Genomic DNA, 25,094 nt, shown 5'->3' on the forward strand with positions numbered 1-25,094 from the left:
AAATAATATTGTTGATTTTTATGCAAATAGAGAGGGTGTTCGGGGCCAGCCCTAATGTCGCTATTTAGTAATGTTTGGTCTTTATTTTTGTCGGAGAATATGAAAAGAAAGAGCCGTCAGCCCTGTTGACCATAGTATAATGGTCTGTAGAGCTGACGGCTCTTAATCTAGAAAAGGAAAAGGTTATTTGTTCCTCTTTGCTTGGCGGCCAGAGAACAAATAACCTCACACTATAATGTCTATTTTACTAGAATGTCCCCTTACCTTCAAGAAGTATATGAAATTCATCGAAACCTTTGATGAAGATGTTTTTTGTCCATGTTGTGGAAGGTTAACTAGAAGACACGGACAATATGACAAGACGATTCATTTTAAGCATCAATCCTTTCGGATTCCTATCATGCGTAGGAGATGTCCAGATTGTAATAAAACCTTTACTCTAATGCCCTGTTTTACTTTCCCATGGGGAAGGTTTGCGAATCATATTTACGAATTTTTAGGAAGGTGGTTAATGGAGGGTGTGCCTGTATTCCGATTGAGTGATTGGTTAACGACCTCTTCCGTTTCAGTGATCTCTCTTAAAACATTATATCGTTGGAAACATCAATTTCAGGACTTCTGGGGGAGTTGGTGGATTGAACAACGAAAGAGATTGGTATTTGATTTTCAAGAAGGCGATGGAGTCTTATCCGTTTATCGTGGGGGGATGAGTTCTAATGAAGAGCTACAACTTCTTCTCACCTTCTTTTTTGGGAAAAATACTCAAGTTCCTTGTAAAGGAAGGCTTTTTTCTATGCTCAATCTCCGCCAACCATTTTCCATAAGGAAAGATAGTTGACATGTCGGACCATTTAACAGAATATATCATTTTTTCCAATTACTTGCTCCACAAAATATGTCCCTACCTCAGAGTACAAAATTTGAGGAAAATGAGAGTTGTTTACTATTTTGCGGAGTGAGAGGAGAAAAAGAGATGAATGATACGTTAAGAAACGAAGTAGCTGCCTTTCGATTTGGGTTAATTGCACCAATCGTTCAACGACAACTACAACCTGGGGAGAGGTATGCCCTTTTGAAGGAAATTGCGAAACAAAGATACACAATCCCGGGTAGTGAGAAGAATACAGTGAGTATTCGCTCCTTAGAAAGATATCTTCAAGCGTATGAAAAAGATGGATTTGAAGGTCTCAAACCCCAAACTAGAGAAAAAAGAGGAAGCTTGCGGAACCAAAATCCTGAGATACTGAAACGGGCAATAGAACTACGAAGGGAATTACCTAGCAGAAGCGTTGAACAGGTGATTCGAATTCTTGAAATGGAAGGAACGGTTCCAATAGGTGTGATAAAACCACGAACTCTATCTCGATACTTTCAAGAAATGGGTTGGAGTAAAAAAGACCTTTACCGCGCGGTAAAGAAAGAGTTCCGCCACTTTGAACATGATACACCAAATGATTGTTGGCAAGCAGATACCCAGCACACTCTGTATTTACCTGACCCAAAGAACCCAGAAAAACGAAAAAAAGCTTACCTTATCGCCATAATTGATGATCATAGTAGAAAAATTATGCACGCAGAATTTTTTATGGAGGAGAGATATCCTCGCCTAGAACGTTGTGTTCAAAAAGCTGTTATAAAATATGGCGTTCCAAATCTTTTCTTTTGCGATAATGGTTCGGTATATAGTACCAAACAATTTAAAATTATGTGCGCAAGAATGGGTACGAAACTCGTTCACGCTAAGCCATACTCGCCAGAGTCAAAAGGTTACGTTAAGACTTTCGTTATGTAAAAAAATAGGTCTTTCTTCAAGGATAACCCTATACTTGTTTCATATTTCTTTACATAACAAACCACCTGTGTTACGAAGTAACCAAACATATTAGGAGGGTTTGGTTATGGTCATGGATTTTAAAGAGCTGGTTTCCCTGTGTGAAGATGAATTAATCAGCCGTGAATATGGCGATATGCATTACCAGAAAATCAAAGCAGAATGGGACAGGCTACATCAATGGATGAAAGAACATCAACACACGAATTTCTCCGAGTCTATCGGACTTGCATACTGTAATGAGGTTTTTGGGGGTCACATCCTAACGGAAATTGAAAACAAAAAGGATCAGGTAAAACTAAGGGCAGTACGAATGTTGATTTCTTACCTAAAGGATGGAGATTTTGAATTCCGCACCCCTCGGGTTGAACGGATTTTTGAAGGTGAAATTGGTAAAACCATAGAATCATATCTTTCATATGCTAGAAACGTCCTCCATCTATCCGATGAAACGATAAGAAATAAGAAACAGTATTTATACGAATTTCATATGTTCATCAACGAGCGTGCCTTGGCCCTGGAAGAATTGAATGTAGACATAGTAGAAAACTTTTTTAAATCTATGGATTACTCCCTTGCCTCAAGACATAACGGCGGATCAACTTTACGGATTTTTCTACGACATACTTACGATAACGGACTGACAAAAAGGGACTGTTCCATTTTTGTTCTCGCTGATAATTATAAAAAGCATTGTAAAATCCCCACAACATACGAAGAACAAGAAATAAGCAGCGTGATTTCTACCGTGGAGCGTTCATCTTCGATCGGAAAAAGGGATTACCTTATTTTACTTTTAGCTGCGGAATATGGCTGGCGTACAAAGGATATCGTGAGCTTCCGGTTCACTCAGATTGACTGGGATAATAATGTCATTAGATTTAACCAAAGTAAGACTGATATACCGGTAGAATATCCCCTGCTTTCATCTGTCGGAAATGCCATCATCGATTATCTAAAGCATGGCCGCCCGAAAACGAACGCTTAGGAAATTATTGTAGCTGCTGATACTGTCAAAAAAGGACAGCCGCTTTCCTCCCCGACCGTCCACTCCATTGTTTCAAAATATATGGGCAAGGCGAACATTAAAAATTGGAAGGAAAAGAAGCATGGTGCCCATTCCTTGCGGCATAGTCTTGCGACCAACATGCTAAAAAGAAACGTATCCATGCCCGTCATTAGCACCGTCATGGGGCATCAAAATACGGAAACAACCAAAATATATCTAGCTGTCGATGTAAAGAAACTGAAGCAATGCCCCCTTCCCATGCCCGAACTGCATTCAGCACATTTTAGATGGGAGGTGCAATGAATGACCAGACCAGTATTCCACTCTGTATTTGCCGATGAAATGAATGCCTATCTTGAATATAAAGTGGCTTCGGGCTATAAGGCTGCTAGTTTTTGTACCCATCTGCGTCATTTTGACAGTTTCTGCATCCGACAAGGGATTAAAAAACCTATATTCACTGCAGAAGATGCTGTAAAGTGGCTACAAAAAAAAGATGCTGAAGCCACAACTACACATTATTCTCGGATTAATGGAGTCAAGCGTTTTCTTATGTTCCTCAGCCAGAAGGGCTACAGTGTATATGTTACCAGGGATATCAAATTTAAACCGACGGAATTCCAACCCTATATTTATACAAAGGATGAAATAAGAAGGTATTTCCACGCAGTGGATACCTACGAATCTGCCCGAAACCGAAAGGCCGCAATCCAATACCCAGTCTTATTCCGCCTGTTGTATTGTTGCGGTACAAGAATCAATGAGACTCTGGGGATACGAAAACAGGATGTGGATTTGGAGAATGGGATTGTCAAGCTGTTTGAAACCAAAAACGACTGCGAGCGCTATATCGTATTAGGGGAAGATCTAAGGGTACTCGTGAAACAATTTGCGGAAAAATGCTTTTACTTGCTGGATGACAGAGACTATATTTTCACCACTTCTACCGGCGGTAGAATGAGTGGGGATACCATTTATGATGTGCACAGGTTATTCCTCCAGCAGGCTGAAATTCCTTATCTTGGGGATGGGAAGGGGCCTAGAATCCACGATTGGAGGCATACGATGGCCGTATACTCCTTCAAGAAGATGGTTGATGCTGGCATGGATATGTATGTCGCCCTTCCAATCCTGTCCACCTATTTGGGGCATAAAACAATATTTGCAACAGAACGTTATATCAGGCTAACCATGGGTATTTATCCATATATTGAGGAAAAGTTTAAATCAAAACTAGATAAGGTGTTCGGGGAGGTAACCACATTATGAAAAAAACCAATTTCGCCGTATATTTGAACAAATATTTTACAGGTTACCTTCCGAACAATTGCGGAAGCACCCCTCAGACGATTGATTCGTATAGATATTCCTTTATCCTTTTTCTAACATATATGCAGGATGAACATCGAATTTCTGCCGATAGGGTAGATATATCTGACCTTACTCGCAAAAATATGGTTGATTACCTAAACTGGCTTCAGGTAACGCGGTCAAATGGAATATCGACAAGAAACCAAAGACAAGCAGCTTTGAACAGCTTTATCCGCTTCCTTATGTACGAATTTCCTGAGCACATAGATGAATACCAGAAAATTCTTGGCATACCGGTCAAGAAGGCACCGCAAAAGGAAATTTCTTATCTTAAAACTGATGGTGTGGCGTTATTAATCGACCAAGTGGATTTGAGCCGGCAGAACGGGTTGCGGGATTACCTTATTTTATCCCTTCTGTATACAACTGGAATCCGTGTCAGTGAATTAACAAAAATCCGCGTAAAAGATCTGTCGTTACAGGAGCCCTTCACATTATTGGTTCGCGGGAAAGGGCAAAAAAGTAGATATGTACCGCTAATGCGCAATACAATCCCTTTTATTCATAAATATCTAGTTCAAAAAAGATACGACAGACACGAGAAGCTGGATGAATGGCTGTTTAAAAACCACATGAATGAACCATTCACTAGACAAGGAATTAATTATATCGTAGGAAAATATACAAAAATGGCCCGAAGAATTGCCCCAGATATGATTTCTGCAGACTTTAGTCCGCATAAAATGAGACACACAACAGCTATGGGGTTGGTCGAATCGGGTGTAGATTTAATTTATATTCGGGATTTGCTTGGGCATGTAAGCGTGAAAACGACAGAAATGTATGCAAGGGCAGATGCAATGCATAAAAGACTAGCCATCGAGGCGGCAAGCAAGGAAATCGTGCCTTCAGAAGAAGCCGATTGGGATAATGATTCAAATCTGAAAGACTGGCTTAAGAGTTTCAATCGTAGATAATTATGTAAAGAAATATTGTTAAGGCTTTCGTTGTTAACGCCATGTTGGAGGGCAATCTTTACATAACGGAGGTCTTAACGTAACCTTTCTTATGTAAAGATTTACGTAAGAAAGGAAAAATTGAAAAATTTTTCCAATTCATAGATAGTAGCTTTACTGGAGAGGCGAATCTATTAATTAATCAAGGTAAACTTACGACATTAAAACAATTGAATGATTTCTTACGGTCTTGGTTAGAGGCGTATGATAACCGAGTTCATCGTAGTACGAAACAAACACCTAAAAAACGATATGAAGCAAAATCAGAACATACCCGTCACCTTTCGGCTGAAATCTTAAAAGAGATTTTCCTTTGGGAAGAAGAGAGAACCGTTCGAAAAACAGCAGTTATTGATGTTGACGGAAATTTATATGATGTAGATTCCTCCTTACGTGGGAAACGAATTCAAATCCGCTATAATCCTTTTGATTTATCCACGATTCAAGTATGGAAGGATAATGAACGCTTTGAGGATGCGCAGCCTGCAGAATTTCGCAACCAAAGACATTCCAAATTACCGAACGATACAGATCATGATCATGGCCCTGTTGCTGCCTCTAGTTTTTTGGAACAATTGAAGAAAAAGCAAGAAGAGGAAAAACGAAAACAAGTTGGTACAACTAGTTTTACCAAGTTAAAAGAAAAACAATCAAGGGGGAATGAAAAATGTTAGATTTTTTTGAAATGAAAGATGTTCCTTTTACTCGTGAAATCATGCCGAAGCACTTGTTTCATTCTTCCTGCCAAAAGGAGGCTGCAGCTCGATTAGAATACGCTGTTAAACACCGTCAATTTTGCCTTTTGACGGGGGAAGCTGGGATGGGAAAGTCAACGGCCATCCGGTCGCTAGTTCATCAATTGGATCCGATTCATTATCACTACCTTTATATATGTGATTCTTCTCTGACTCCAAAACTCTTTTATCGAGAAGTTCTGCAGAACTTCGGCATCCAACCTGCTTTCAGGTCTACAGATGTTAAGCGCCAATACCAGTCCTTGATGTTAGATATTTATGAAAATGATAAGAAATTACCTGTCATTATATTAGATGAAGCTCATCACTTTTCCGAATCTATGCTTCAGGAATTACGCTTCATTCTCAATTTCAAAGAAGATTCAATGTCTCCATTATCATTAGTGGTGGTCGGACAGCCAAGTTTACGAAATCTACTTAAGGTGAAACATCTCGAGGCGATTGACCAACGCATTCAAATGCGGTACCAATTGAGTGGGTTAACGGAAGAAGAAACAAATGCTTATATCTGTCATCAGTTAAAAGTGGTTGAAACACCCCATGAGATCTTTTCTGAAGAAGCGATCCAATCCATCTATAACTTTAGCCAAGGGATTCCAAGGAAAATCAATACACTTTGTAGTCAAAGCTTATTAGATGCCTTTATTCAAGGCAATAAGATTGTGGGAGAATCCCATATCCATCGAGTGATGAATGAGTTGTAGAAGAGAAAATATCCAGTATTATGACCAATTGAAAAAAGGGATTGCGGAGATGGAAGCAACTGTTGAGCGATTAAGAACGGAGATACATGAGTTAACAGAGATGAAAAATGCTTTAAATCAATTGAATGGTTTACTAAAAAAAGAGTTGAATGAACAGCTTGAGGATTTTCCGTTTTAAACTACGACAACGAATTTGTCTTTCATAAATGCCAGTGGCATTGAGGGTGACTATTAGTGAGTTGCCACGTCACCGCCACTGGCAATTCAACCGACATCGAAGGTGTCTGCGGACAAGAGGGAACCCTGTATTGGTGAGGCTCCCTCTCATATTAAGTTATGCTCCATAGTAAAGCCTCATGCTATTCAATCCTCATTTCTTATTAATTCTCCTGAAATTTTCAATATAATTTATTCTCTTCTACACATGAATACCTAATCATTATGAAGGGTTGGATACCAATGGATAAAGAGGGTTTAAAACTTACATCTGCCGAAATAGGGACATTGTGGGGCGAATATGTAAACGGAACAGCCGTTGATACTGTAAACAAATATATGTTATCCATCATAGAAGATGAAAAAATAAAAGCTCTTTTTGAAGAAGCTGTTAAAGACATTCGGAAAACAAAAAAAGCAGATAATGATTACAGACATTAAAATGTACCACCTCTGACATAGCATTTACCACCAAATGACAAAACAGTGTACCAAAGAATGACAGACTGTTTACCACTGCAATCGAGCTAGTAATAAAAGATATAAAACCATAGTTTTGAGAAGCAAAAATGTTATAAAAAATGATTGATTTTCAATAAGATCGGTCTTCTGCAAACGATCCAGGTTGACTCTTGTATTACGCAGTAGACTAAATACTGCGCGAGTGATAGAAACCTTTCGTATATAGTATTATTGTCTATTTCCCCTTGAACGCCAGCAGCATAAGCTGTCTTAATTCTTTCTGGAGTTGTAACTAATGACTGCGATTTATCTTCAGGTAACGGTACCTGATAACGTTCCAAAAGTGGTAATAAGCATTTATATGCCTCAATTCAGCTTCTATTATTTGTGCAAATATATATATATCCAAAGTTTCTTAGAATATTGTCATATCTTGCTTGAACTAGGTATTCGTCTTGAAGGGCAAAAGTCAACATTTGAAGTAAAGTTAATGTTGAGACACTTAATGCCCCCTTAGCACCGTAATTGTTAATTTGCCGGTTGATGTGTGTTACCTTTATATTATCTGACCATACAGCGTGATTTTGTTCGTCTGCAGCTGCTTGTAGAACCCTTTCTTTAATAAGTTGATCCTTCGCTTTATCTGCTATATCTAAATAAAAATCACAGCTACTTGTTTATCTTTAAAAGCAAATTCTATTCTGGCTCTATAATTTTCTGAACATTACTCAATAATTTGATAAAATGGATTTTTTTCTGTTAAATTTGTATAAATTCTACTGAATTCTTCGAGATGACGGCGTTCGTCATCCTTTTGTATCTCAAGAATTCTGTTCCTTTCATCCATTGGAGGTCCCATCTTGGCTAACTTCATTTAACAAGCAAAAGCGCTATACACTGCATTTATGGCTTTCAGAATAGCATTTACAAGTTGAATGTCATTTGGTATACGATACTAATCATAATAATGTTGACCATTATGATTTAAATACATGTTATTTTCATAAAAATTAAACTCATTCTTACATGCATCTGAAACAGTTGCATTTTTTTGTAAATAAACTAGGGAAAATTACTCAATAAGTCCCAGATATTTGCATAAAATCTGCACATTTTATTGATAATTAATATAGGCTAAATGAGTTAGAGAGGATGAAAATAGTGAAAAATAAAAAAGTATTGCTAGGATTAGCTTCATTATTGCTGGTATTCCTTTTAGCTGCATGTGCTGGTAATGATAAATCTGCTCCAAATGAAAATGCAGACTCTGAATCTGATACCCTTGAAAATATGGATGAAAATGAAGGGGAATCAGATTCTATGGATGGAATGGATCATTCAGGTATGAATCACTCAGGTTCAGGAGAGATTCCAGAAGGTATTTTGGAGTCAGAAAATCCTACCTATCCAGTTGGTAGTAAAGTTGTTATAAATGCGGATCATATGCCAGGGATGAATGGAGCTGAAGCAACTGTTTCAGGAGCTTTTGATACTAAAGTTTATTCGGTTACATATACTCCTACAAATGGCGGTGAACCTGTAGAAAATCATAAATGGGTGGTTTACGAAGAACTTAAAAATGCTGGTGTTGAACCGTATAAACCAGGTGATGAAGTGGTTTTAAATGCAGAACATATGGAAGGAATGGATGATGCCACCTCAACCATTGACACTGCTGAACAAACAACTGTTTATATGGTGGATTATACTGATGATGAAACTGGAGAAGAAATAACAAATCATATGTGGGTCACAGAAGAAGAACTTTCACCTTTAGAATAAGTGAATAAAAAAATAGCCCAACTTATTGAAAAAGTGGGCAATCACGACATTCTTTAGGTCGTGTGTAACATTAGTATCAAAAAAACTACTTACCGTGATAATGAAGAATTTTTTTAAAACAAAACAAAACAACTTGATGAATTAGACAGTTAAATATTGAATTCATAATTTTGACCTGACTCTATTGCTGTAATAAGATAATAAATACAATGGCAAGTTTAAAAGGTAAACACTATTACATCGTAAATGTCTGATAACCACTCATAGTAATGATGCAGAGATTAAATAAGGGTCTCTGCACTTTTTGCGTAATCCTCAACAATCTGCAAGATTATGGAGTAACTTTTGTATTACATAGAAGACCATTACTGTGCAACAAAAGTATACATTTTCATGTGACTTTTTGTAAGAATGTACTTAAGCTCCCTCAGTTTGATTCAATTTACTCTTAAATACTCGCTTATTCGCAGGATTCCAAATCCACATATAAGAATAACGACTTTATATGGAATAAGTAATAGAAATAAGGCTACACGAAGGCATGTGGGAATAGAGGAGTGAATCATAACTCCACTTATTCCATATACTGCAAGCATTCTACACGATGCCCCTGGAAGCTTTCCCTCCCATGTCTCTACGGGGTCTTTTGCCCTCTCGTTCCTTCCTCATGCCTATCCAAGGGGTGGAGACCGGTTTTGCTAATGGAATGAGTCTGTGCCCATGTGTTTAAGTATTCCAGTACTCCCTGCTTTCTTGGATATCCTATGAATAAGTAAACATTCAATAAAGCAACTTTTGATGATATATGTTCAGTTATAAGGTAATTAACTTATGCTGCTAAAGGTGCCAAAGGATATACTTTTTCTGCACAATAAGGTTCATTATTTCGAGCAATTTCTACTATATCTAATAGGAACTGAGAATGCTTATTTATTAATTCAACGAATGGAAAAAAGTAGTTTACATTCATCATTTACATAGTAGAGAGTCCTTTTTACCTTATTTAGAAGGTGAAACAGATCCAGACAGAGCCCATGATTCAAAGGTCAATATAACAATGGTTGGAAAGAAGCTAGGAGAAGCCTTAGAAAGTAAAGGGATAGGAGTGGAGGTTGACACTACGGATGTTGTAAAAATGCAAAATAATAGAGGATTAAACTATTACAGTTCATATAAGGTGTCTCGGGAAGTTGTTACCTCTGCTTTGGCAACAAACAAAGATTTGAATTATATATTTGATATTAATCGTGATTCTCAAAGAAAGGATGTTACAACAATTTCAATAGATGGTAAATCTTACGCTAGGCTCTTTTTCATTATTGGTACTGATCATCATAATTATGAAAAAACTTAAATTTTGCTAAAGAGATTAATGAAGCGATAGAAGAGAAATACTATGGTCTTTCAAGAGGTATTTTTGAAAAAGGAAAAAACCAAGGGAATGGGGTCTATAACCAAGATCTATCTTCAAATTCAATTATTATTGAAATTGGGGGAGTTGATAATACTATGGAAGAATTAGAACGGACAACTGAGGCATTAGCAGAAGTCATAAGTGAGTATTATTGGGCAGCAGAAAAAGTAATGGCACAATAACTTTCACTTGCTTAGTGTTATGATGAAGGGGAAATTGGGTATATACTATCTAAATTAGATAAGATACAAAAAATGCGGCTATATTCAGGCCGCATTTTTAACTCTATATAAGACTAAGAGATCACTCTGGCTTATTGTTTGCATTTGGATCTGGTGTAAAGTTTGGCTGGAATCCTTCATACTTTATGAGGTCTACCATTCCTGCTGTTGCATGATGTAAGTCATGACAATGGAACAACCAATTCCCTGGATTATCTGCTTTAAAGGCGACCACATATTCTTCCCCAGATTTTACATTTAGTGTATCCTTTATAATCGGTGAACCTTCTAATGGCTTACCATTTTTGCTTAGAACTTGGAAGAAATGTCCATGTAAATGCATCGGGTGATCAACGCCCATTGGAGAATTGTTTGTAAGTTTAACTTTAATTAAATCGCCTTCCTTGACAGAAAGTCCACTAATATCAGGAAAGGATTTGTCATTTATTGTCCAAACATTTTCCATATTATTTCCGTTAAGATCCATCGAGTATTCAATGTCATACTGTTGATCTAAAGTGAATTCTCCAGCTATTGAACCACCATAATTGGTAAAATTAAAAACTGGTAAACTTTCACTTTGGTCCGATTGGTCAATCGATTCACTATTTCCTTCGTATTGAATCAATGCTTTCATTCCATCAGTTCCTTCCATATCTCCGTGACACTCAAGGTACCATTCTCCAGGATTATTTGCAGTAAATTCAATGTCATAGCGCTCACCTGGTGCAATTGAAATCAGCTGATCCTTGATTACCTCTGGTTCGTTTAACTCCTGCCCATCAATAGCTACAACTTTAAATTCATGACCATGAAGGTGCATATTGTGGGACATATAGCCGACATTCGCTAGTCGTAAACGAACGGTTTCTCCTTCTTTAACTTTTAAAGGTTCAATTGCATCTCCACTTTTTCCATTGATCGTAAAAATGTCATAAATTGACATGTCATGACCCATACCTTCACTATGTTCTTGATCTTCTGAATCACTTGAACCCATTTCATTATGATCCATTCCGTCCATGTCACTGCTCATATTGCTATGGTCCATTCCATCCATACCGCCACTCATAGATTCAGCATCTTCTGAGTTACTTATCCATTCATCTAACATAAGAGTAAAATCTCTATCATATGTTGCTTCCTTAGGTTCTACAATAAAAGAACCATAGAGACCTTTATCCATTTGATTAACCGCCTCTTGATGTGTATGGTACATATAGGTACCAGGGTGAGTGGCTATGAATTCATACGTAAACGTCTCACCAGGCTGAACCGCATTTTGTGTGACACCTGGAATTCCGTCCATTTCATTTGGTAAAGGAATTCCGTGCCAGTGAATGGTAACAGGATCGGATAGTTCATTTTTTAAATGAATCTTTACCTTTTCACCTTCCTTGACACGAATCTGCGACCCAGGAACAGAACCGTTGAAAGTCCAAGCATTTATAGTTACTTCATTATTTATTTGATGAGACACTTCTTTCGCTACAATGTTGATTTCATTACCTGTTAACGTTTCAATAGATGTCGTTTCAAATCCCTCTTTTGGTTCTTCTGATTCAATTTCTTCACCTATATTTTCTTGATCCATATCCCCATGTTCCTTACTGTTCATTTCTCCACTTTGGTTTGAGGAACATGCAGTTAGGATGAACAGGGTAGCTGCCAAAATTAACGTTAATTTTAGTTTCATTAGTTTCCCTCCTACTAGTTTATCAAGTTGATAATAATAAATAATTTTGCAGAAATAATGGAGTTTTTATAAAAAGTAACATGCTGTTTTTGTTATCGTACTGATTTTAAAAATCGGTTAAGTTTAAACTCTACATGTTCTATTAGATACTTCTCATGGTCTTTCTAATTTCTATAAATTCAGTTTGAGTTACAACCAAAAGTAATATTTTAATAGTAATATGTGCAGGTTTAATGGATTTTCACACAATATTACTAAGTTGACTCTTTTTAAATTAAAAGCTATGTTAAAGAATAATGTTGTTTTTATCAATAAAACAGGGAACCCCTTAATTGGAGTTCCCTATTTCTATGTAAAAGTCTAGTCACGGTTTGTTCTAGATAAGAATTCTTTTAGTATTTCATTGTATATTTGTGGCTGTTCGGAATGAACTAAATGCGAAGCAAAAGGAATGATTGAAACGTGAATTAGTTTATTTGTTTCAGGATAAATAATAGCACCCTTAGTTTCATTTATATTTCCTTCACCAACCATAAATAATGTAGGCATCCCTAAACCTACTAAGTTTGATGTTTCTTCAAAAGGATAAGAATCTTCTTTTCTTGCCATATGTATAAATTCTTTCCATCCCTCACCGTGTAGCTGATTAAAGTAGTTTTTCATATTCTCATTCTCAAGGATGTAAGATTGTCGTTCATATTCGTTTTTTTGAATTTCTGACCAATTAGAAGGTTTTTCTGGCAAAACCCCTGAAATAGTCAATGTTTTTACTTTGTCGGGAAATTTTTTTGCAAAGAATAACCCTACAAGAGCACCGAGTGAGCATCCCACTATATGAGCAGATGGGATCCCAAGGTAACGTAAAGTTTCGCCCAAGTCATTGGCAGATTCCAAATAATAGTTTGAAACATCATTTGATTTAGATTTACCGTGTCCCCTTAAGTCAGGAAGAATTACTTTATGGGTTGTTTGGAAGTAATCTCTTTGTTCTTCAAAATCAGTCATTCCAGTTTGTAAACCTGAATGCAGGAAGATTATTGGTTCTCCATCCCCAAAAATATCTGTGTGTAATATCATTCATTTTCCCCCTTTTTCTATATCTTCGCTTCATCAATTTCCTCTATTTGGAAAATCCTGATAATCTAAGTTTATCATAGGTCGCATCAGTTGAGAACAAGCAGCTCTCAACAATCATCTTACTTATCGTTGTGTCGTCATTTCGATGTCTGATTTGGTCTAGAAATTGAAACCAACTCAAATAATGGTCGAGGTACTTTGTTGCCACTCCATTAAACCGATTTATCCAGCCCTTTAAACGACTGTGATAACTATTCACATTTTGAATGTGATAAACCCCTCTTACACGTTCCTTGCCATCTGATTTAAATCTATAATGTTCAAGTCCTTTTTCCTTTGCATAAGTCATAAATGCCCGCCAAGCATCTGTACAAAGAACATTGGTAGGAGACAATTTTGAACCGATAGCTTCGTCCAACTTTTCTTTTACAATCCGACCCTGACCAACAACTTTCGAGTATGTTGCCTTCTGGCGGTCTCTTGCAACAAGAACACAAACTTGTTCTTTACTAATGCCTCGTTTCGAAGATGAACCACCACGTTTACGTGCTTTTCGACCTTCCACCTTGCGTTTCCCTTTTTCCGAGTATAGAAAATAAGTCTCGTCCATTTCCACGATACCCTCGAATTGGTCAAAGTCCATCTGTTTTATGGCTGAAAGGAGCTTGTGTCTCCAGTAGAACAAAGTTACATAGTGAACTCCTAAGAGTTCTGCCGATTTACGAAGTGAGTAACCCTCTATCATACACTGAACGAACTCTAACCACTTGTGAGGAAGGTGAGTACCGTGAAGAGGAGTATTCGTTACATCAGTAAATGTTTTCCCACAATCTTTGCAGCGGTATCGTTGACGTTCCAAAGTGCGAGTACCCATTTTCACATTATATTTACCAAAACGAACTGCGTTATTGGAATGGCAATGAGGACAAGTAAATCCATCCTTATGCTTCCGCTCTGAAACCTCTTTAAATACAGGCTCACTCGCAGTATAGGAAGCTAAGGATTTAGCAAAAAACTCTTTCAAACGGTATTGGTCTGCTGTACTTAATTTTTGGATTTCTATGATGATGTCCTTCAATGCCATTCTTTAACAACTCGCTCTCGCTTTTTTATCTATTATAGAACAACTGTTCCTAACGTTCAAATATCAACATAGATATTTAACATAGCTAAATTAAAAGTGTAGTTCATCACATATTTGTCAATGGATAGGTTCTTATAATAGCGATAGATTCAAAAAAAGGAGGAAGTAATTCATGAAAAAAACATCTTTAAGTTTAATTTCTATGTTGATAGCTGGTGCAATCATAGCTGGTTGTAATTCTGAAACCGATCAAAGTTCAACCAATGTTGTAAAGGGTAATGAGAAGACACAGACATCTGAGGTACTTTCAGAGACTGTTGTTTCAGAGGAAGATAACATTAACTATTATTTTACTGCAAATGAAGGTGGGAGTATTTCGAAAATCAATGCATCTACAGATGAGGTAGAAAACACAATTGAAGTAGATGGTGTTGTACACAATGTACAGGTTTCTCCAGATGGGAAAATGCTTGGTGCAACTGTGATTCCTGGGGGCGGGGACTCTCATGATGATACACATGGTGATGATACACATGGTGATGATTCACATCAAGAAGATTCACACGGTGATTCACATAGTGAAGGGGCAATAGGGCAAGCACTATTCTTCGATATCGAGACAAATGAACTCTTACGCACAGTTGAAGTAGGAAACCATCCAGCTCACTTTGTTTTTACAGAGGATGGGAAATACGCGGTTGTAACAAATGCTGAAGATAATAACGTTTCAGTAATTGAAATGGAGAGTTTATCCGTTACTCATACAATTGAAACTGGTAAGGGTCCGCATGGTCTTCGAATTTCGGCTGATAGTAAAAAGGCCTATGTTGCAAATATGAATGAAGATACGATTAGTGTCATTGATCTCGAAACGATGAAAGAAGAGAGAAAAATTACAGTTGGTTCTACACCAGTAACAACGGCTATTACATCGGATGGAAAAACACTTGTCACAACATTACATGTTGAAAATATGCTTGCGATTATAGACTTAGAAACAGATCAAGTCGAAACAGTAGAAGTTGGAAAAGGTCCTGCACAGGTTTATATTGATGGAAATAATCAATATGCATATGTTGCTAACCAAGGAACAGCTGAAGTACCTTCTAGTTCGGTAAATGTAGTGGACTTAGATTCTTTGACAGTAACAGCAACAATTGAAACAGGTAAAGGTGCTCATGGAGTTGTCATAAGTTCCGATAATAAACGTCTTTATGTAACAAATATGTTCGAAAATACAGTGACGGTAATTGATATTGAACGAAATGAAGCAATCAATACCTTTGAAGTAGGGGAGATTCCGAACGGTATAAGTATTATGAAGTAATGTGATAGCGATGTTATGAATTCCTTAAATGGAAAAGGTTTTTGAGTTCCTGCAGTCAGATTTTGTAAACCTATTTTAGCTGCTTTTTATCAAGAGAAGAAGAATCCTAATTAAAAACAGCCGGTATAGATACTGGCTGTCTTTAAAATATATTGACTGAAATCGCTAATGTTGTTATCCCTCTACAACCAACTGGCCAATCATCCCTCTTTCTGAATGACCAGGAACTGTGCAATAGAAGGTATAAATTCCCTGTTTTAAAGGAGTAAATGTCAACTCACCTTCAGAATTTGATGGAGTGTGTAGATGAATTTCTCCTTGGTTATGTTTATCATGGGAATGACTATCACTTTCTGAAAGGTTGTTAAAAGGCAATTCCTTAATCACGATAGCATGGTCAATGGAGTCCCTATTTTTTAAGATTAAAGTGATTGGTTTATTTTCTTTCATTATTATTTTAGAAGGGGCATAGGAGAAGGTTGATTCACTTACATGTAATGTAATTTCTTCTTCATGCTGTGAACTTGAATCTCCATGACTATGGTTCAAGTTTGTTGAAGTTAAATCATTGTTCAGGTTGTTTCCTAAAATAAAAAAGGTGAAAATCAAAATAAATGCTGATATGGGTTTTAAATACCAACGTTTTTTTAAAATTGTATTGCTACAATCTTTTGAACTAGGTAATATTATAAAAAGGAATAATGAGCACACCGTAAGTGTAAGTAGTATCTTTACTAGTGTATCAGCTTGATCTTTCGTTACCATTTCACCGAGCATTGCCCCCATCATACCTCCCATTAAACCAGACATAAATCCTTCTATGGAGGGGAGCAATCCCAAACTTATTCCACAGACAATACTAGCTATTGTCCCTACCATGATGGATAATAGTGTTGAAACATACAAATTTCCCTGTAAAAGTACACCGAATAGTACTCCAGAAGTTAATCCCACATTCATTCCGATAGTCATCGTAAGTACCATGCCTTGCATATTTCTTAATTGTTTTCTTTTTATATAGGCAAACAATCCTCCTAATAGTGTAACAATAGCAATTGATGAAATGACAAAATAGTAAAAAACAGTCATGATGTCTCCCTCCTTATACTTGCTAAATAATATGTTGAGGAAAGACAGGCCATGATTATTTTTTAAAATAGTTAATACTTATATATAATAGTCATGATAATCGGTTAAAAAATAAATAGAATGATTTTCAAACAAGGTTCCTTATTGGATAATTTTGTTAAACATGATAAAGTAATGAGGTGAAATTACGATAATGAGGTGGAAATGTGATGTATAAAAAATTTGTAATGGTAATACTATCATTCATATCTATATTTGTCATAGTTGGATGTGCAAACGAAGATGATAGTACTTCTCCAAATGATGAAATAACTCAAAATGAAAATACGGAAACGGACCATTCAGGTACAGATCATTCAGGGATGGACCACTCTAGTTCTGGTGAAGTTCCTGAGGGGTTAAAAGAAGCAGAAAATCCTACCTATCCGGTTGGAAGCAAAGCGATCATTAAAGAAGCCCATATGGAAGGGATGGAGGGTGCAGAAGCAACAATAGTAGGTGCCTATGATACAGTAGCGTATGCTATATCTTATAATCCTACGACTGGAGGAGAAAGAGTAACCAATCACAAGTGGGTAATCCACGAAGAAATTCCAGAAGCTGGTGAAGAACCATTAGAACCTGGAACAGAAGTAACTGTTGATGCAGCCCATATGGAAGGGATGGAAGGAGCAACAGCAGAGATAGATTTTGCAGAAAAAACAACGGTTTATATGATTGATTTCACTACAACTACTGAAGGAGAAGAAGTGACCAATCATAAGTGGGTAACAGAAAGTGAGCTATCAAGAAGTTCTGATTAATAAAATGCTAGCAATAGGACAAATTAGAGTTTGATTATGTTTATCGGGTTTCTAGTCGGAGTGCAAAAAAGTATATCACAGAAGGTTTTTAGCGTGAATTCACTAATGGGATTCACGCTTTTATTTTTATTGGGAAATCAACGTTTATGGAAATTTTGTTGGATAAATCCTTTCAGAGGCAAAATACAGTGAGATATTACATTTAAGTTAAATACTCAACCATTGACCAGCCAACAAATAGAAAGGCAATTATAGAAATAGAGACATAAATAAGCCCTTTTGATTTTTCTTCTTTTTGTATGGCAGTGTACTCTGTATAAGAAAATTCTCCCTTTGCAAATCTTTCACCATGTAAATTAGGCTCAACTGAGTAAAACGTTCCATCTTCCCCTTCTAAAAGTAAATTTGTAATTAAGGGTATGTCCTCCCCTGAATTAATGATAAATGGATTCTCTTCCGTGTACTGAATATCTTTACTTTTCCCGCCTGTAAAATCAATCCTTACAACTCTATAAATTGAATGATCGTGTATCCTTTTACTGATATCCCAAGCCATTTGTTCAATTGCATGATTAGAGACACACATATTTAGCCCCCCTTTATTTATTATATTATCAAAAACTAAATTGTGAATCATTAATAATATAATACCTGTAAGATCCTAAAGTGATATCTTTGAAAGGAAACATGAAATAAGATAAAAGCAAAAATACTAGGTTGAAATATTTCAAGATGGATAATGTAATTCAAATTGGTACAAAATTGAAAGGATTATTATTTGATATGTAACTAAATCTCCAAATTTTCTCCACAGTTTCTCCAATCTTTCATTCTACGATATATACAGTGGAAATTAAAATTTGATTGACATGGAGATGATTACAATGAAGAAAACATTATGGGGAATCATTTTAATAATAAGTTTGATTGTCATATCAGCTTGTTCAAATGATAATAAGCAAGATTTATCTAACCAAATAACTGATGATGAAACTGCCCTATTCTATGTGCCTAACGCAGGAGATGGAACGATTTCCGTCATCGATGCTTCAACCGCTGAGACTGTTGATACCATTAGCTTAGGAACAGAACAAGCATCACACGGAATCGCACTTAGCTTAGATGGAAAGGTTCTATATACTGGTACAGGTTTTGATGGGAAATCAGTTATAGTAATAGATACCGAGACAAAAGAAATTTTGGATGAAATAAAATTTGAGGAAGGGGTACATGGCATCGACTTAAGTCCAGATGGTGAATTTCTGTATGTATCATTAAATCCAGGATTAGGCCAAACAGGAGGTAAGTTGGTAATTATTGATACCAAGAAAATGGAAGTAGTCACCGATATCAATACTGGTGATGCACCAGCACATGTAGCAGTTAGCCCTGATGGGAGTCAAGTCTGGTCTGCGAATGTAAATGCGAATAGTGTATCCGTTATTGATACAAACACGAAGCAACTAATTGCAACTATTAAAGTAGGGGATGTTCCAAATGAAGTAGCAATATCTCCTGATGGAAAATGGGCGTATGTGGCAAATGTAGAATCTGACATTGTATCAGTTATTGATACAACCTTATTACAAACGGTTAAGACGATAAAGGCTGGGGATGGTCCACATGGGGTGACGGTTTCACCTAGTGGGGAAGAGCTTTGGGTGTCAAATAACAATTCAAATGATGTGACCGTTGTTGATACGGCTACCTTAACCACAAAAGTGACCATTCCTACGGGTTCCTACGCGAATCATGTAGCATTTTCGAAGGATGGAAAATGGGCCTATGTAACAAATAGGCAATCAAATGATGTAGTGAAAATTGATACGATTAAGAAAGAAGAAGTAACACGTATTCCTGTTGGGAATGAACCACACGAAATTTCATTAGAGGACTATGTTAGTAGCAATTTTAAAAAAATAACATATTCATTTGATAACACCAATAGTAATAAAAAAACAGAAGATAACAATAAAAGGATTGCCGAAGCGGATTTCGCTGTTGTAAAAGCACTCCGTTTATCTCCTGAGGATCCAACAAACGACAGTCAATATAATCTAGAAACTAATGAAGTGTTTGAAATTTCAATAGAAACACATTCAGGAGATCTATTGTCTTTAGCATTGGAAGAAGAGTTATTCTTAGTAAATGGAGAGGGTAATAAAGTAGCTCCTTCGGAATGGATAGTTAAAAATAAGGATGCTCATCATCCCCAATTTATTGCGGTTTTTCCAAAGAACGAAGATTCACAGGTTACATTGGAAATTGGTAAATTGAGTGATACTCCAATAGAACTAAATTGGGATTAACAATTACAAGTGAAATTTCAGTAAAGGATTAAATTGTTAGGGGAACCACAAAGCCGTGCAAAATAGCACGGCTTTTATATAAAGTTAGTTAATCATAATTTTTTACTCTGGATTGAGAAGCAACAGTCTTAGAGATTTTATCTATAACACTAGCGTTTGTACCATATTTACACATTGCTTCACAATCACAACGGAGGTCAGAAAAAAGTATATAGGCGATGCTACACATATGGTTATGCTGGAAAGAAGGTCTAAGTAGTTGTGCTTTTATTTCCCTTTCCCTTTTATCAGGTGCAATGAGAATAAACCTGCAATCATTGTCCATAACAAGAGATAAGTCAAAAAGCCTTAAGATACCTGAGTATATTGATGTGCTTTTTTCAACTTCGAACGCACATACAATTTTATTGCTATCATTAATCCAAAGTACGTCAATAAGTGATATTGTTTCTCTGACCCCAGGAGAGATATCACCCTCTAGCTCTAAATTTTTAAGCGACAGTTCCCCAAGTAAATGATTATTCCAACATCTATTATGGTCATTTTTTGCAATCCATACCTTATAACCAACTGCAACCCCCACCTTTGCTAGATAGAATTGCATTTCAGTATGGCTATGATCCTCTTTCTTATCATTTATCACCTCTAAATGCCTCTTTAAGTTAGTCTTTTCACGCTTTTCGATATCGTTTAAAACATTTTTAAAATTTTCATTGATTACGATTCTACCAACTCCAATTTCATATAAGAGCCCACCAATAGCCCCAAGATCCTTAGATAAAATGGTACTGTGTTTTGAGTTGAAAGCAAGTATATCATCTCTCATTCTTAGATACTCCAACCAAGACCCTAATTTGACTTTTTGATTAAATAGTAAATTAAAACCTTTTACAATAGCTGTGTTAAATGGGGGGAAGGTAGTGGGATGGAGAAAATACAATATATTCGCGACTGCTGGACCGAGACCTTTAATTTGTTCATTGTTAAGCTTTAGGATTTCGTCAATAAGTTGTTTTTCATTGGAATATTGAAGGCATTTTTTTAAGAAACGACCAAATGTTTTTTTATTAGCTGTATTTTCATAAATATCCGGAATTCTTAATTTTGGTTTCCAATAAAATGCATGAGCCGCGCCTTCGAATAGTTGTTTTTGTTCAGAGATTGCAGTGATAACGGTTTCTAAAGAAGAACCTTTAAAATCAACACCAAATTGATCTTGTTCAATGTCTGCTATTACAACCTTTATCCCATTACGAATTGTTCGAAAAGCTTTTAAACGTTCTTCATTATTGATAAACCATGTATGATATACTGATTCCTTGTCAACATAGTATTCTTGTATGAGGGTTTCAAAGAAATTTGTCATTCTTAGTGACTCCTTGTATGGATGAGAATGATTAATAGGAAATTGCTCAGATAACGTTTCTTTTTCCTTTTTATTAGTAGAATGAATAAAAAATAGAGAGGCAACTGAAAACGTACAGATATTCAGCTACCTCTATTGAGTTATTTATTCTTCCCCGAACAGTGTTGTAGATAAATATCTTTCACCTGTATCTGGTAAAATTGCAACAATCATTTTTCCGTTGTTTTCTGGTAGATGTGCTGCTCTTTTAGCTGCAGCGATTGCAGCTCCTGAAGAGATTCCAACAAGTATACCCTCATCTCTCGCAACTTCCCTAGATGCTTGGAAAGCTTCCTCGTTAGAAATCTTATACACATCGTCATAGACAGCTTCATTTAAGACAGAAGGAATAAATCCAGCGCCAATGCCTTGAATTTTATGTGGTCCAGGATTTCCACCTGAGAGTATTGGTGAAGCCTCAGGTTCAACAGCTATTGATGTGAATGTTGATTTCCTTTCTTTTAATACCTCGGAAACCCCAGTGATTGTTCCGCCAGTTCCTATCCCACTTATAAGGATATCTACTAATCCATCTGTATCATTCCATATCTCTTCGGCAGTGGTTTTTCGATGAATCTCAGGATTTGCAGGATTATCAAATTGTTGTGGAATAAATGCATTCGGGTATTCACTTGCTAATTGTTGAGCTTTTTCAATCGCTCCTTTCATTCCTTTAGCACCATCTGTAAGAACTAGTTTTGCTCCAAATGCTTTTAAGAGTTTTCGTCGTTCTACGCTCATTGTTTCAGGCATCACTAACATACACTGGTATCCTTTTACTGCAGAGACATAAGCGAGAGCAATTCCTGTATTTCCACTTGTGGGCTCTATGATCACCGTATCTTTGGTGATTAATCCTAGTTGTTCTGCAGTGTCTATCATTGCAAACCCAATGCGGTCTTTTACACTACCAAGAGGATTAAAGTATTCCAATTTCGCTAGAACTTCGGCACCTGTCTCATCACTAATCTTATTTAATAAAACAAGTGGTGTATTACCTATTAATTCTGTTAGATTTTTTGCGATTTTTGGTCGAGTAAGTAAATTTGTCATATTAATTCTCCTTTTATTAATTTTGCTCTGTTAAACACCGCTGTTGATTTCCGCAAAAGGCTTCGCTTTCCGCGGGGCACATGTGGAGCCTCCTCGGCTACGCCTGTGGGGTCTCCACAAAGCGCTACCTCCCGCAGGAGTCATCGCCTTTCGCTCCAATCAACAGCTATATTTCTGTGAAAAATCAACATTATTCTTTAACAGAGCTATTAATTTAAAAGTTAATGAAATAAATAAGTCCTGCCATGACACCAACAGTAAATATCCAGATCCAGGCAGCAGTATTAGAATGATTCTTATTTGAATGTTGGTGGTTTTTATCATTTTTGTGGGAATGTCCCCCACAGCAACCCATCATAAACCTCCCCTTAGATAATGTGCCTTTTTATATACAAATTCAGTTTAAACTACAAATGTGGAGAAATGATGTATTCACAAATTATTCAAATTATTAAATGAATGTAATAGTGCAAAGAAATCGAAGTCGAAAATGATTAATATGAATGGTAACCACACTCTTGATTTTTACTAATTGTTACTATTTTTGACAAAAAAAACGCTAAATTTCTCCATATTTTGATAGTATTTTAGGAAATACAAAGAAAAGGATTTCAAATGAGATCTTTTCTTTAGATCGGTAGTAAGGGAGGAAACGGATAGCGGAAGATAACTTTAGTAGTATAAATTCACATAGGCTATCAATTTGGTTTGTACATTTTAAAGAAAAATAGTAGAGAATAAAAAATACATAGAGTTCGAAATTTGAGAGGAGCAATATATCTTTGAAGAAAGTGATTATAACCTTGTTACTTATATTATCTGCAGGGGTGGGGGGAGGATTTCCTTCATTCCTTATAAGCGAAGTGTCGGCATCAGCAAATGTGAACGATAAGGGAAGTGGCGGACTTACAAGAGCAGAGATTGAAAACAAATTAAAAGCAGCAAATACCGACCTCGGAAAGATACAAGATAAACAGAAGAAAGCGATGAAGGAAATTGAAAAATTAAACAAATCTGTAACAGATGTACAACAAAAAATAATAAGTAGGAAGAAACAAGTAGTAGAAACGGAAGAGGAAGTTAAGGTCCTTCAGGAGGAGATTACTAGATTGGAGGAACAAATTGAACAACGTAATGATATTGTAAATAGTCGTATACGTACACTTCATGAATCTGGAGGAGTGATAAGTTATATTAACGTCTTGGTTGGTGCGAATAGTTTTGATGAATTTCTTGACAGGGCTAGAGCGGTGTCAATCATAATGGAAGCTGACCAGGATATTCTTAGCAACCATCAAGCTGATTGGGATGCTCTAGAAGAGTCACGTTCTAAATTAAATAATAAAATTGTATTGTTACAAGAAATGCTTAACGAGTTACAAAACTTGGAAAAGGAATTAAAGATTAAGAAGGAGGAGCAAGAAAGGTCAATCGTTCAAATGGAAGAAAATAAAGAAAAGATTCAAAACGAGATAAAAGTATTACAGAATGAAAAAAGTAAATTAATAGAAAATACCGTAAAAATTGAACAAGCGAAATCGACTTCTGTCAAAATAAAGAAAAGTTCTTCCAATAATAGCTCATTTATTTGGCCTACCATCGGTGGGGTCATCACATCATATCAAGGAATGCGTTGGGGAGCATTCCATAAAGGGATTGATATAGCAGGTCCTTCAGATTATTCCATCCTGGCAGCAGATAGTGGGGAAATTACATTCTCAGGATGGCGAAATGGGTATGGGAATACTGTTATCATTGATCACAACAATGGATATAGGACACAATACGCTCATTTAGCATCATACAATGTACAGGCAGGAGATACAGTTTCACAAGGAAATGTAATAGGTATCATGGGGACAACTGGGCGTTCAACAGGAATACATCTTGATTTTGAAGTTTATAAAGACGGGAGACTTCTCAATCCTATGGATGTACTACCTGGTCGGTAAAGAATTGATTATTAATAAGTTACAAAGAGTGAAAAAATAATGTATGCTAATAAAATAGAATAATAGGTAAGTAAAAAGGCAAGTGTGATTCAACACTTGCCTCAGATTGTAGACAAAAGGCATTCCGAATGATCCAATTCGGTTGCCTTTTTCCATTTTAAAGCATTTTTCCGTTAACCTTTTCTCGAATTAGACCCCTCCGGGTCAATTTTTATGCCATTTTTGGACTAATCCAAGTCCAGTTTGCCATCTTCTTTAAATTCATGGCAGCAAAAGTAAGCATCGCCTGCATGGACAATTTTTTAAGACCTCTTAAGGTTGTCCATCGCATACCATGCTTTTCTTTCGCATCCGCAAATACTCGTTCAATCGTTTCTTTACGACGTGCATAAATAGTTTTATTCTCTTCTGTGTGTCGAAGGTGTTCAGCTTCCTCAAGATACCCTTCCCAGACATGTCGTTGGATGAGTTTTTGATGATTTTGACTCTGAGTACATTGAGATAGAAGTGGGCAATCCTTACATTGAGTAGGATTGGAGATGTACTGACGATACCCTTCTTTAGTAGTTGTTCTATAT

Annotated in this window: 18 protein-coding genes and 7 pseudogenes; 16 read left to right on the top strand and 9 right to left on the bottom strand. The window is 36.5% G+C overall.

Translation table 11 applies throughout. The annotated features are described in order from the left end of the window. Positions 1–277: 277 nt before the first annotated feature. From F7888_RS23135 to F7888_RS20420, 10 genes and pseudogenes are all read left to right on the top strand, one after another. Positions 278–475 (top strand): annotated as a pseudogene (locus F7888_RS23135) (DUF6431 domain-containing protein); the annotation flags it as partial. A 36-nt stretch (positions 476–511) separates the two neighbouring features. Beyond that, positions 512–838 (top strand): hypothetical protein, encoded by a 327-nt coding sequence (locus tag F7888_RS20380; RefSeq protein ID WP_191782878.1) that lies wholly within the window; start codon positions 512–514, stop codon positions 836–838. 135 nt (positions 839–973) lie between these two features. Then, a pseudogene (locus tag F7888_RS20385) lies at positions 974–1,783 on the top strand (DDE-type integrase/transposase/recombinase); the annotation flags it as partial. 361 nt (positions 1,784–2,144) lie between these two features. Then, positions 2,145–3,143 (top strand): annotated as a pseudogene (locus tag F7888_RS20390) (site-specific integrase). Then, positions 3,144–4,109: a tyrosine-type recombinase/integrase gene (locus F7888_RS20395; RefSeq protein ID WP_191782880.1), complete on the top strand. Its 966-nt coding sequence runs from the start codon at positions 3,144–3,146 to the stop codon at positions 4,107–4,109. It begins immediately after the preceding pseudogene. After that, complete coding sequence (locus tag F7888_RS20400) at positions 4,106–5,128, top strand: tyrosine-type recombinase/integrase (protein WP_191782882.1); 1,023 nt, start codon at positions 4,106–4,108, stop codon at positions 5,126–5,128. Before F7888_RS20395 ends, F7888_RS20400 begins: the two co-directional genes overlap by 4 nt. 110 nt (positions 5,129–5,238) lie before the next feature. Beyond that, a pseudogene (locus F7888_RS20405) lies at positions 5,239–5,841 on the top strand (Mu transposase C-terminal domain-containing protein); the annotation flags it as partial. Further along, the gene (locus F7888_RS20410; RefSeq protein WP_191782884.1) at positions 5,835–6,626 is read left to right on the top strand and encodes an ExeA family protein; all 792 of its coding nucleotides are present in this window, start codon (positions 5,835–5,837) and stop codon (positions 6,624–6,626) included. The pseudogene F7888_RS20405 and the gene F7888_RS20410, both read left to right, overlap by 7 nt. Then, positions 6,616–6,804 (top strand): hypothetical protein, encoded by a 189-nt coding sequence (locus F7888_RS20415; RefSeq protein WP_191782885.1) that lies wholly within the window; start codon positions 6,616–6,618, stop codon positions 6,802–6,804. Before F7888_RS20410 ends, F7888_RS20415 begins: the two co-directional genes overlap by 11 nt. A gap of 281 nt (positions 6,805–7,085) precedes the next feature. Next, positions 7,086–7,269: pseudogene (locus F7888_RS20420) on the top strand (DUF3231 family protein); the annotation flags it as partial. A gap of 604 nt (positions 7,270–7,873) precedes the next feature. Here the strand turns inward: F7888_RS20420 and F7888_RS22760 are convergent. Continuing rightward, a pseudogene (locus F7888_RS22760) lies at positions 7,874–8,253 on the bottom strand (ferritin-like domain-containing protein); the annotation flags it as partial. Positions 8,254–8,465: 212 nt separating this feature from the next. Between F7888_RS22760 and F7888_RS20425 the strand changes: the two are divergent. Both F7888_RS20425 and F7888_RS23140 read left to right on the top strand, forming a co-directional pair. Then, a complete protein-coding gene (locus F7888_RS20425; RefSeq protein ID WP_191782887.1) occupies positions 8,466–9,086 on the top strand; it encodes a YdhK family protein in 621 nt (206 codons plus the stop codon). A gap of 964 nt (positions 9,087–10,050) precedes the next feature. Continuing rightward, a pseudogene (locus F7888_RS23140) lies at positions 10,051–10,682 on the top strand (stage II sporulation protein P). 121 nt (positions 10,683–10,803) lie between these two features. On the opposite strand, the gene F7888_RS20440 reads toward F7888_RS23140, so the two are convergent. From F7888_RS20440 to F7888_RS20450, 3 genes are all read right to left on the bottom strand, one after another. Then, complete coding sequence (locus tag F7888_RS20440; RefSeq protein WP_191782889.1) at positions 10,804–12,417, bottom strand: multicopper oxidase family protein; 1,614 nt, start codon at positions 12,415–12,417, stop codon at positions 10,804–10,806. A 360-nt stretch (positions 12,418–12,777) separates the two neighbouring features. After that, positions 12,778–13,494, bottom strand: a complete 717-nt coding sequence (locus tag F7888_RS20445) for an alpha/beta fold hydrolase (RefSeq protein WP_191782890.1) — start codon at positions 13,492–13,494, stop codon at positions 12,778–12,780. 43 nt (positions 13,495–13,537) lie between these two features. Then, positions 13,538–14,578, bottom strand: a complete 1,041-nt coding sequence (locus F7888_RS20450; RefSeq protein WP_191782892.1) for an IS1595 family transposase — start codon at positions 14,576–14,578, stop codon at positions 13,538–13,540. Between the two features lie 172 nt (positions 14,579–14,750). On the opposite strand from F7888_RS20450, the gene F7888_RS20455 reads away from it, so the two are divergent. Continuing rightward, the gene (locus tag F7888_RS20455; RefSeq protein WP_191782894.1) at positions 14,751–15,905 is read left to right on the top strand and encodes a YVTN family beta-propeller repeat protein; all 1,155 of its coding nucleotides are present in this window, start codon (positions 14,751–14,753) and stop codon (positions 15,903–15,905) included. Positions 15,906–16,079: 174 nt separating this feature from the next. On the opposite strand, the gene F7888_RS20460 is transcribed toward F7888_RS20455, so the two are convergent. Then, positions 16,080–16,994 (bottom strand): cupredoxin domain-containing protein, encoded by a 915-nt coding sequence (locus tag F7888_RS20460; protein WP_225228932.1) that lies wholly within the window; start codon positions 16,992–16,994, stop codon positions 16,080–16,082. A gap of 209 nt (positions 16,995–17,203) precedes the next feature. Between F7888_RS20460 and F7888_RS20465 the strand changes: the two genes are divergently transcribed. After that, entirely contained in the window at positions 17,204–17,797 is a 594-nt protein-coding gene (locus tag F7888_RS20465) for a YdhK family protein (protein ID WP_191782896.1), read from the top strand. Between the two features lie 202 nt (positions 17,798–17,999). Here F7888_RS20465 and F7888_RS20470 read toward each other — a convergent pair whose 3' ends face one another. Further along, positions 18,000–18,383: a hypothetical protein gene (locus F7888_RS20470; protein ID WP_191782898.1), complete on the bottom strand. Its 384-nt coding sequence runs from the start codon at positions 18,381–18,383 to the stop codon at positions 18,000–18,002. A 298-nt stretch (positions 18,384–18,681) separates the two neighbouring features. Here F7888_RS20470 and F7888_RS20475 point away from each other — a divergent pair, with 298 nt between their 5' ends. Beyond that, complete coding sequence (locus tag F7888_RS20475; protein ID WP_191782900.1) at positions 18,682–20,106, top strand: YVTN family beta-propeller repeat protein; 1,425 nt, start codon at positions 18,682–18,684, stop codon at positions 20,104–20,106. An 88-nt stretch (positions 20,107–20,194) separates the two neighbouring features. On the opposite strand, the gene F7888_RS20480 is transcribed toward F7888_RS20475, so the two are convergent. Together F7888_RS20480 and cysK are read right to left on the bottom strand one after the other, a co-directional pair. After that, positions 20,195–21,472 carry a hypothetical protein gene (locus F7888_RS20480; RefSeq protein WP_191782903.1) on the bottom strand — a complete coding sequence of 426 codons (1,278 nt, stop codon included), beginning with the start codon at positions 21,470–21,472 and terminating at the stop codon, positions 20,195–20,197. A gap of 144 nt (positions 21,473–21,616) precedes the next feature. Continuing rightward, positions 21,617–22,564, bottom strand: a complete 948-nt coding sequence (cysK, locus tag F7888_RS20485) for a cysteine synthase A (protein WP_191782905.1) — start codon at positions 22,562–22,564, stop codon at positions 21,617–21,619. Positions 22,565–23,355: 791 nt separating this feature from the next. Between cysK and F7888_RS20490 the strand changes: the two genes are divergently transcribed. Then, positions 23,356–24,516, top strand: coding sequence for a murein hydrolase activator EnvC family protein (locus F7888_RS20490; RefSeq protein ID WP_318246334.1), 1,161 nt, complete (start codon positions 23,356–23,358; stop codon positions 24,514–24,516). Between the two features lie 211 nt (positions 24,517–24,727). Here the strand turns inward: F7888_RS20490 and F7888_RS20495 are convergent. Further along, a partial coding sequence (locus F7888_RS20495; RefSeq protein ID WP_191782909.1) for a transposase occupies positions 24,728–25,094 on the bottom strand: 367 nt, incomplete at its 5' end.

Origin of the sequence: Litchfieldia stipae (assembly GCF_014837155.1) — a bacterium.
Classification (GTDB): domain Bacteria; phylum Bacillota; class Bacilli; order Bacillales; family Bacillaceae_L; genus Litchfieldia.